Here is an 8,508-nt window from a genome sequence, read left to right on the forward strand (position 1 = left end):
AGGCTCAAGCCGCGCCGGCCGCGTTCAAGCCGGCGACATACCCCGAGGACCAGGCCCACTGGAGGTTGAACCCCCCGCACTCCCCGCAGACATCGAGAACCTCTCCCGCGAAGAAGAGGCCGGGGTGCCTCCGGCTCCCCAGGGTCTTCGGCTCCACCTCCGCGGTATCCACGCCGCCGAGCGTCGCCGCCGCCTCGTCCCACCCCAGGGTACCAGTGCAGACCAGAGGGTACGACTTCAGGAAGCCGACCAGCAGCTCCCGCAACTCCCCCCGCATCTCCCCGAGAGACCCGCCGGGATCAATCCCCTGCTGGCGGAGCACCGCCGGAAAAACCTTCCGCGGCAGGACGCCCAACAGGAGATTCCCCAGCTCGCGTTTGGGGTGTTCCTCGGCGCGCGATTGCAGGAACGTGGACAGCTCTTCAGGCCCCATCTCGGGCAACAGGTCGAGTTCCAGGTCCATCGGGCCGCCTTCGATGGCCAGCCCGATTTCCACGGAGAGTCCCAGGGCCAGCGGACCGGAAACGCCGTAGTGGGCGAACATCAGCTCCGCGGGCCCCGCCTCCAACCCAGACCGGGGAGCCCGCAGCGCAGCCGTCACTTTCACGCCCTGGAGGAAGTGGCCCAAATTCCCCGCGAGGGTGAGCGGAACGATGGCCGGAGCCACCGGCGTCACCCGGTGCCCCAGCTTGGCGGCCAGGGAAAAGCCGTCGCCGTCCGAGCCGGTCTTGGGCGTCGAGCGGCCGCCCGTCGCCAGGACCACCGCCCGGGCGGACCAGCTCCTGCCGCCCGCCCCAGCGACGACCCAGGGCGGGCCGGGGGTCAAACCGACGACCCGCGCGTTGGCGACCACCTCGCCACCGGCCTCGCGGTAGGCGAGCTCCAGGGAATCGGCGACGTCGGCCGCCGAAAAGGACCGGGGGTAGTAGTGGCCATCCCCCTCGTCCACGCAAGGGACACCGAGTTTCCCGAAGAAGGCCAGGGTGTCGGCGACGGGGAACCGTCGCAGGGCGCCGTAGCAGAAGCGCGGCTCGGCGCCGCGGTAATGCTCGATTCCGTCGGCCAGGGCGTTGGTCAGGTTGCAGCGGCCGTTCCCGGTGACGAGAATTTTGCGTCCCGACCGTGGGCCTCGCTCCAGGATTAAAACCCGCGCGCCGCTACGGGCGGCGGACAATCCCGCCGTCAGACCCGCCGCACCCCCACCGACAACGACCACGTCGTAGGTCATCCCTTGATCACCGCCAGCGGTTCCAGGCGGACGATCCTGCGCGCCAGCCCCACCCCCTCGCAGACCGCGGCCACCTCGTGAACATCCTTGTACGCCAGTGGGTGCTCCTCGTAAAGCGTGTCCCGCCCCTCCCAGCGGACGGTGACGCCCCGCTCGCCCAGCTCCTCGACCACCCGCCGGCCCCGGAGGGTCCGCACCGCCTCCTTGCGGCTCATCCGCCGGCCGGCCCCGTGACCCGTCGAGCCGAAGCTCTTCTCCATCACGCCGGGCATGCCGAGGAGCAAATAGCTGGCCGTGCCCATGTCGCCGGGCAAAATCACCGGCTGACCCAGGGGGCGGAACCGTTCCGGGAGGTCGGGATGACCGGCGGGAAAGGCCCGGGTCGCCCCTTTGCGGTGGACGAGCAGCATCCGCTTCCGACCATCCACGGTATGCTCCTCGAACTTCGCCACGTTGTGGGCCACGTCGTATATTTGGCGCAACGCGTCCGGCCGGACGCCGAAAACACCCTCGAAAACGCCGCGCACCTTGTGGGCGATGAGCTGGCGGTTCGCCCAGGCGTAGTTGGCCGCCGCGGCCATCGCCGCCAGGTAGCGCCCGCCCTCGGGGGAACCGATCCGGGCATAGACCAGCTCCCGGTTCGGCCAGTCCCCCCCGCCCGCCCGGAGCAGCTTGAGGTAATCGTCGCAGACCTGGTGCCCCAGGCCGCGGCTGCCGCAGTGAATCATCACCGTGACCCGGTCCACGATCTCGACGCCCCACTCGGCGGCGACGGCGGAATCGTACACCTCGGCCACGCGCTGCACCTCGAGGAAGTGGTTCCCCGACCCCAGGGTGCCGAGCTGGTCCCGCCCGCGTTCCTTGGCCTTGGCGGAGACGGCCCGGGGATCGGCCCCCTCCACCGCGCCCTCCGACTCGCAGGCGGATAGGTCCTCCCCGAAGCCCCGCCCCAGGGCGACGGCCCATCCGGCGCCGTCGCGCATGACGCGGCCCAGCTCATCGTCGGAGAAGGACTCCCGGGTGTGCGAGCCCACGCCGCAGGGGACTTCCCGGAAGAGGGTGTCGGCCAGCCGGTCCACCCGTTTCCGGACCTCGTCCGCGGTGAGCGGCGTCGTCAGGGCCCGCACACCGCAGTTGATATCGTACCCCACGCCGCCGGGGCTGACGATCCCCTCCACGCCGTCGAATGCCGCCACGCCGCCGATCGGGAAGCCGTACCCGAGGTGGATGTCCGGCATGGCCAGCGCCTCACCCACCCCGCCCGGCAGGCACGCCACCTCGGCTATCTGCCGCAGGGCACCGTCGTCGTGGGCACGCTTCAGCTCCTCCTCGCCGACGAAGATCCGCGCCGGGCGGAGCATCCCGCCGACATACCCCGGCTCGATACGCCACTCGAATGCACTCAACCGGACGATGTTTTTCGGCAACGACATTCTCAACCCCCGCTGCGTCGCGACCCGAGAATAACCGATGCTCCGGTTGAGCGCAAGGCGTCTGTGAGCCGCTTCTTGACAGCCTCTACACCCTCGGTTATACTCGCGTCCGCGCTGGAGAGATGGCAGAGTTGGTCGAATGCGGCGGACTCGAAATCCGCTGTGGGCTTTATGCTCACCGGGGGTTCGAATCCCTCTCTCTCCGCCAGCGGCTGAGCCGCCAGCGGTTCCGCGGAGAGAGGTTAGTGTAATTCGCAAGTAAGCGCCGCGAGCGAAGCCTTTTTCACTTCTTTCGTTTTTCTTGAAGCGCAGGGCGCTGGACCCCGGTTCCGCAACGAACGGTTTAGTAAGTTTAAATAAAATTACCGCGAACGATTCCAAGCGGTACTGAACAAAAGTACGGATAAACGCCCCACAAACGGCTTTGTACTCCAGGCACGCGGAGAGGTGTCCGAGTTGGTCGAAGGGGCGCGACTGGAAATCGCGTAGGGGACTTATCCTCCCCTCGAGGGTTCGAATCCCTCCCTCTCCGCCAGCGGCTGAGCCGCCAGCGAATCCGCGAAGAACGCTATAATCCATTCGAGAGCCAGCGCCGCGAGCGCGCGGTACATTGAGAGAATAATCCCCCACCGTGGGGGGTTGAGGGGCTTCAATCGGAAACCGGGCCCTGCACGCGGCGGTGATTGTCGAATTGACATAGTTTCCCCCCGCGACTGTGCCCCCCCAAGACTGGGGGGGGGATGGGGGGGGTGAGGGGATGTAGCTCAGCTGGGAGAGCGCAGCCTTCGCAAGGCTGAGGCCGGCGGTTCGATCCCGCTCATCTCCACCAATCGTTGACGAGGGCCTGCCTGTAGGTAGGCCCTCTTTTTCATCTTTATGTAGGGCGGGGACTTTAGTCCCCGCCGTCTTTTATCAATAGTGGCCCTCACCCTCAATCCCTCTCCCGGAGGGAGAGGGAGGTCGCGGGCCGCCGCATTTTCGTTCTCAGCCCCGACCCTCACCCTAGCCCGTAGGCAAGCCTCTCCCTAGTAGGGAGAGGGGACATGGGGCAGCCCTCACCCTTAATCCCGTCGGCGCGCCGCTCCCACGGGCGAGAGGGAAACCACAGCCTTGGATGTAGGGCGGGGACTCCTATCCCCGCCGCTGTTCAAAGGCAACCCCCACCCATCGGTCGCCCCGAAAAAAGGGCCGACCAAATGGCCGGCCCGTTTGATTACGGAAAGGCTCGGAATCAGGTGGCCAGAACCGCCTTGTGGTCGGCGTTGGCCAGGGCGCAGACCAGCTTCACGGCGCCGGCGAAGTCGTCCATGTGCGCCATCTCACTGGGCTGGTGGACGTAACGGGTCGGGATGGAGATGACGCCGCAGGGCACGCCGGTCTTGGTGAACTGAATGGCGAAGGCGTCGGTGGCGCCGCCGCGCAGCACCTCTATCTGGTACGGGATGCCCTTCGCCTTGGCCGTATCCACCATCAGCTTGCGGACCTTGGGGGAAACGATTGTCCCCTGGTCCATGGCCTTGATCGCCACGCCCTTCCCCAGCTCGACGTTCATCGGCTCGACGAGGGGCGTATCCCCCCAGCCGGTGATGTCCACGGCGTAGCCCACATCGGGGGTGACGCTCCAGGCGCTGGTACGCGCGCCGCGGACGCCCACCTCCTCCTGAACGGTGAATACGAAGTGGACCTCGTTCTTCGCCTTCTTCTTCAGCTTCTTGAGGGCCTCGACGAGGACGGCGCAGCCGATTCGGTCGTCCAGCGCCTTGGAGATGAAGACCTTGCCCTGGGCGACCGTGGAGCGCACGAAGACCCCGAAGTCGCCGACGGCGATGAGCTTATCGGCGTCCTTGCGCGACGTTACCCCCCCGTCGAGGAACAGGTTGTTCCAGTCCGTGTTCTTCGGCTCGGTGCCGAGTTGCTCCCGGCCGATGACGCCGACGGTGCCGTTGGCGAACTGGACCCGCCGCGCATAGAGCCACAGCGGTTGCACCCCGCCCACGGGGGAGATGCGGGCGAAACCCTTATCGTCTATGTAGTGCACCACCACACCGATCTCATCGGTGTGGGCGGCGAACATCAGCTTACTGCCGCCCGAGCCGATCCGGGTCAGCAGGTTGCCCATCACATCGCGGTGAAGCTCGTCCACGTGCGGCTTCACCATCTTCTCGATCCTCTCCACAACCCGTTCCTCGTGACCCGAGGGGCCGTAGAGCTGGCACAGGGCGCGGATGGTTTCCTCCATCGGTAGTCCTCCAGCAAGGGGTAAGGCAAGGGGTTTCGCCAGAGGCGTAGCTCGGTTCGCCGGGGGCGTAGCTCGCTGCGCTCGGTTCGCTCGGTTTGCCAGGGGCATAGCTCGGTTCGCCGGGGGCGTAGCTCGCTTCGCTCGGTTCGCTCGGTTCGCTCGGTTAAACCCCTTGTTCACCCCATTGTTCGGCTAGGGCTTGAATTCCCCGAGGCGGCGGATGACGGCGGCCACGAGCCGCTTCGTGTTCCGGTAATCGCCCCTGTCGAGGATGCCCACCGGGGAATGGATGTAGCGGACCGGGACCGAGATGGTCACGACGCGCACGCCGGCCATGCTCCGCTGCACGACGCTGGACTCGGTGCCCCCCGTCACGAACCTCTTGAATTGGTACGGGATGTTCTCGTCGCGGGCGATACTTTTCACGAACTCGAGCCAGGCGGGGTCGGCAATGTGGCTCTGATCGAGGATGGAGAGCGCCGGTCCTTTGCCCAGCTCGGTGGAGGGCGAGGCGTCGCGGCCGATCCACGACGGCGGCCCCTCCCCGGCGGCGGTGCCCTCGACGGCGATGTAGACGTCGGGCTTCACCGCGTTCCCGATCACCCGCGCCCCCCGGACGCCTATCTCCTCCTGGGTGGTGAAAGCGGCGTAGAAGGGCGTACCGCCGGTCAGTTTCGGCGACCCCTTGACGACCTCCGCGATGACGGAACAGCCGGCCCGGTCGTCGAAGCACTTCCCGAAGGACCGGCCACCCTGCTCGAAGTAGCGGGTATCGTAGTAAATCCCGTCCCCCACGGCGACGAGCTTTTCCGCCTCCTCCTTCTTCCTGCAACCGATGTCCACGTACAGCTTGTCGTATTCCACGACCTGCTCTAACTCCTCGCGCTTCTTGTGCAGGTGCGGGCTCTTTATGCCGATGATGCCCGGCACCTCTTGTCCTTCGTGGCGGACGATGACCCGCTTGCTCAAGAGCACGCGGTCATCGGTGCTGCCCATTTTTGCGAACTTCAGATCCCCGGAGCCGGTAATCTCGCTCGTGACGAAGCCGACCTCGTCCATGTGGGCCGAGAGGAGGAGGCGGGGACCTTTAAACCGGGCGCGGCCGGGTACGCGCACGATCAGGTTGCCCAGGGTGTCCACCCGGTGCAGGTCCACCTTCTTGGATATCTCGCCAAGGATGAGCTCGCGGACCTCTTTCTCGTATCCCGACGTGCCTAAGGCGTTGGAGAGCTTGTCGAGCATGAATGAATCCTTTCGCCGGGGCCGTTACTTCGTTTACCAATCCACCGGCGGGATGACCGGCAGTCCGTCGGCGTCGGCGATGGCGAGGATCAGCCGGCCGGCGTTCTTCACGTCGCCCATATCCAGCATCTCCACCGTGGAGTGCATGTAGGCGAGGGGGATGCCCAGGTTGATGGTCGGGATGCCGGAGTGAAGGGTTTCGACGGTGGACCCGTCGGTGCCGTAGGGGCTGGGCCAGAAGAACTTCTGGTGGGGGATGTTCTGGGCCGCGGCGACCTTCAGGGTCGTCTCGACCAGGTCGGGGTGGTTGTTGAGACCAAAACTGACCGACGGCCCCTTGCCGAGCTCGACGGAGTCCTTATCCGAAACCCCCTCGTGACGCCCCTGGTCCACATCTACGACGATCACGCAGTGCGGCTCGATCCCGTAAACCGCCGCGTAGGCGCCGACTCCGGTCCACTCCTCCTGCACCTCGGCGACGACGTAGATGTCGTGCGTGTGCCGTTGGCGCCGGGCGAGCCGGAGCGCCCAAGTGACGGCGGCCACGGAGCAGCGGTCGTCGGCCCCGGACATCGCCCGCCGGTCGTTGGCGAGCTCGACACAGGACGTGGGGTAACCCACGGGGTCGCCCACCTGAACTCGTTTCCGCACCTCGCGCTCCGGGAGCCCGGTATCCAGGTAGAGGTCGTTCCAGGAGGTGACGGAATTCTTCTCGTTGGCCTGCTGCAGGTGGGGAGGCACCGAGCCGACGACGCCTTTCAACGGCTCACGGCCGCACACGGTGAGAATCTGACCCGGCAGGATGCGCCGGTCAACCCCGCCGACGCGGTGAAGACGCAGGTAGCCGCCCGGCTCGATCTTGTGCACCACGAGGCCTATCTGGTCGAGGTGGGCCAGAACGGCCAGGCGGAGCCTTTCGCCCTTGGGCCCGTCCCCCCGCTTGAACCCGATGACGCTCCCCATCCGGTCCGTGCGCAGCTCGTCGGTGTACGGTTCCCAGAGCTCGCGAACGACCTGGGCGGCCGGTTCCTCCATCCCGGTGAGACCGACGGTCCCGGTGAGCTTTCTGAGGATCTCTTCCAAGCGGGCTCCCCTTTGGGTCGGTTTCTTCGAGGGCACAGTATACGGGGAATCCCCTGCACGGTCAAGGGGCAACTGCGACGGCGAGACCGTAAACGGCGGCGTGTACGGACTTGGAACAGCACCCCCGACCCGGCGCCGCAGGTTGACACGGTAACCGGGAAGGCCTAAAATCTCGCTTTGCGTGGGTTTTTACCGGGCTGCGAACCGGCGTCCAGTCCTTATTTCCGATGACACTATATTGAGCATGAATATTCTGACGCTTCAAGAGCTAACCCTCCGTTTCTACCGCTTCTGGGCGGACCAGGGCTGCCTTATCGGCCACGGCTACGACATGCCCACGGGAGCGGGGACCGCCAACCCGCTGACCTTCTTCGGCGTCCTGGGGCCGCAGCCGTGGCGGGCCGCCTACGTGGAACCCTCGCGCCGGCCCGACGACGGCCGTTACGGCGAGAACCCCCACCGATTCTACAAGCACTTCCAGCTCCAGGTCATACTCAAGCCCTCGCCGGCCGACATCCAGAACGTCTATCTGGACTCGCTTCGGGCGGTGGGCATCGAGCCGCTGGACCACGACGTGAAGTTCGACGAGGATAACTGGGAATCCCCCTCCCTGGGCGCCTGGGGCACGGGCTGGCAGGTGCTGCTGGACGGGATGGAGATAACCCAGTTCACCTACTTCCAGCAGATGGGCGGCATCCCGCTCAAGCCGGTCACGGTCGAGCTGACCTACGGCCTGGAGCGCCTGCTGATGTACATCGCCGGCGTGGATTCGGGCTTCGATCTCCTCTGGTCGCCCGACGTGAGCTACCGGCGGGTCCAGCAGATGTCCGAGTACGAGAACAGCCGCTACGCCTACGAAACGGCCGACGTGGAACTTTACACGAGGCAGTTCGACGAGCTCGAAAAGGAGGCCCAGAGGCTGCTGATGGATTCCCTGCCGCTCATCTATCCCGCCTACGACCTCGTCAGCTACGCCGCCCACCTGTTCAACGTCCTGGACGCCCGGGGGGCGGTGGGCGTGGCCGAGAGGGCGCGTTACCTCGGCCGACTGCGCAAGATTACCTCCGCTCTCGCCTCCCTCTACCTCGAACGAATCGAAAAGAGGCCGGACTGGATTCTCGGTTCCGAGGCGGGGGGGGCGTGATGGACTTCCTCTTGGAAATCGGCGTCGAGGACCTGCCGAGTCGCTTCCTCACCCCGGCCCTGGCCGACCTCGCGGCCCTCCTGCATGACAAGGAGATTCAGAACGATCTGGGGTTCGTCTCGATGACGGCCCTCGGCTC

At 66.1% G+C, this 8,508-nt stretch carries 6 protein-coding genes and 3 tRNA genes; 4 read left to right on the forward strand and 5 right to left on the reverse strand.

The window, feature by feature from the left end:
• Positions 1-4: 4 nt before the first annotated feature.
• Together NTW26_06020 and NTW26_06025 are read right to left on the reverse strand one after the other, a co-directional pair.
• Positions 5-1,228 carry an NAD(P)/FAD-dependent oxidoreductase gene (locus NTW26_06020; protein ID MCX7021817.1) on the reverse strand — a complete coding sequence of 408 codons (1,224 nt, stop codon included), beginning with the start codon at positions 1,226-1,228 and terminating at the stop codon, positions 5-7.
• On the reverse strand, positions 1,225-2,661 hold the full coding sequence (locus NTW26_06025; protein MCX7021818.1) for an RtcB family protein: 1,437 nt from the start codon (positions 2,659-2,661) through the stop codon (positions 1,225-1,227). The genes NTW26_06020 and NTW26_06025 overlap by 4 nt, the downstream gene beginning before the upstream one ends.
• Before the next feature lie 116 nt (positions 2,662-2,777).
• On the opposite strand from NTW26_06025, the gene NTW26_06030 reads away from it, so the two are divergent.
• The 3 genes from NTW26_06030 to NTW26_06040 all read left to right on the forward strand — a co-directional run bounded on the left by NTW26_06030 (position 2,778) and on the right by NTW26_06040 (position 3,490).
• Positions 2,778-2,869: transfer RNA gene (locus NTW26_06030), tRNA-Ser, on the forward strand.
• Between the two features lie 233 nt (positions 2,870-3,102).
• Positions 3,103-3,196, forward strand: a tRNA-Ser gene (locus NTW26_06035).
• A gap of 218 nt (positions 3,197-3,414) precedes the next feature.
• Positions 3,415-3,490: transfer RNA gene (locus NTW26_06040), tRNA-Ala, on the forward strand.
• A gap of 402 nt (positions 3,491-3,892) precedes the next feature.
• On the opposite strand, the gene NTW26_06045 is transcribed toward NTW26_06040, so the two are convergent.
• From NTW26_06045 to NTW26_06055, 3 genes are all read right to left on the reverse strand, one after another.
• Positions 3,893-4,900 (reverse strand): M20/M25/M40 family metallo-hydrolase, encoded by a 1,008-nt coding sequence (locus NTW26_06045; protein MCX7021819.1) that lies wholly within the window; start codon positions 4,898-4,900, stop codon positions 3,893-3,895.
• Positions 4,901-5,092: 192 nt separating this feature from the next.
• Positions 5,093-6,142: a M42 family peptidase gene (locus NTW26_06050; GenBank protein ID MCX7021820.1), complete on the reverse strand. Its 1,050-nt coding sequence runs from the start codon at positions 6,140-6,142 to the stop codon at positions 5,093-5,095.
• A gap of 33 nt (positions 6,143-6,175) precedes the next feature.
• Positions 6,176-7,225 carry a M20/M25/M40 family metallo-hydrolase gene (locus tag NTW26_06055; protein MCX7021821.1) on the reverse strand — a complete coding sequence of 350 codons (1,050 nt, stop codon included), beginning with the start codon at positions 7,223-7,225 and terminating at the stop codon, positions 6,176-6,178.
• Between the two features lie 244 nt (positions 7,226-7,469).
• Between NTW26_06055 and NTW26_06060 the strand changes: the two genes are divergently transcribed.
• Positions 7,470-8,369: a glycine--tRNA ligase subunit alpha gene (locus tag NTW26_06060; GenBank protein ID MCX7021822.1), complete on the forward strand. Its 900-nt coding sequence runs from the start codon at positions 7,470-7,472 to the stop codon at positions 8,367-8,369.
• Positions 8,370-8,508: the final 139 nt, after the last annotated feature.

The sequence above is a fragment of the bacterium genome, from assembly GCA_026398675.1.
In the GTDB taxonomy this organism is placed as follows: Bacteria; RBG-13-66-14; RBG-13-66-14; order RBG-13-66-14; family RBG-13-66-14; genus RBG-13-66-14.

What these genes read in the sequence shown, in the direction of transcription:
- NTW26_06020 (MCX7021817.1), bottom strand. Translation starts at nt 1,228, where the DNA reads ATGACCTACGACGTGGTCGTTGTCGGTGGGGGTGCGGCGGGTCTGACG.
- NTW26_06025 (MCX7021818.1), bottom strand. Translation starts at nt 2,661, where the DNA reads ATGTCGTTGCCGAAAAACATCGTCCGGTTGAGTGCATTCGAGTGGCGT.
- NTW26_06045 (MCX7021819.1), bottom strand. Translation starts at nt 4,900, where the DNA reads ATGGAGGAAACCATCCGCGCCCTGTGCCAGCTCTACGGCCCCTCGGGT.
- NTW26_06050 (MCX7021820.1), bottom strand. Translation starts at nt 6,142, where the DNA reads ATGCTCGACAAGCTCTCCAACGCCTTAGGCACGTCGGGATACGAGAAA.
- NTW26_06060 (MCX7021822.1), top strand. Translation starts at nt 7,470, where the DNA reads ATGAATATTCTGACGCTTCAAGAGCTAACCCTCCGTTTCTACCGCTTC.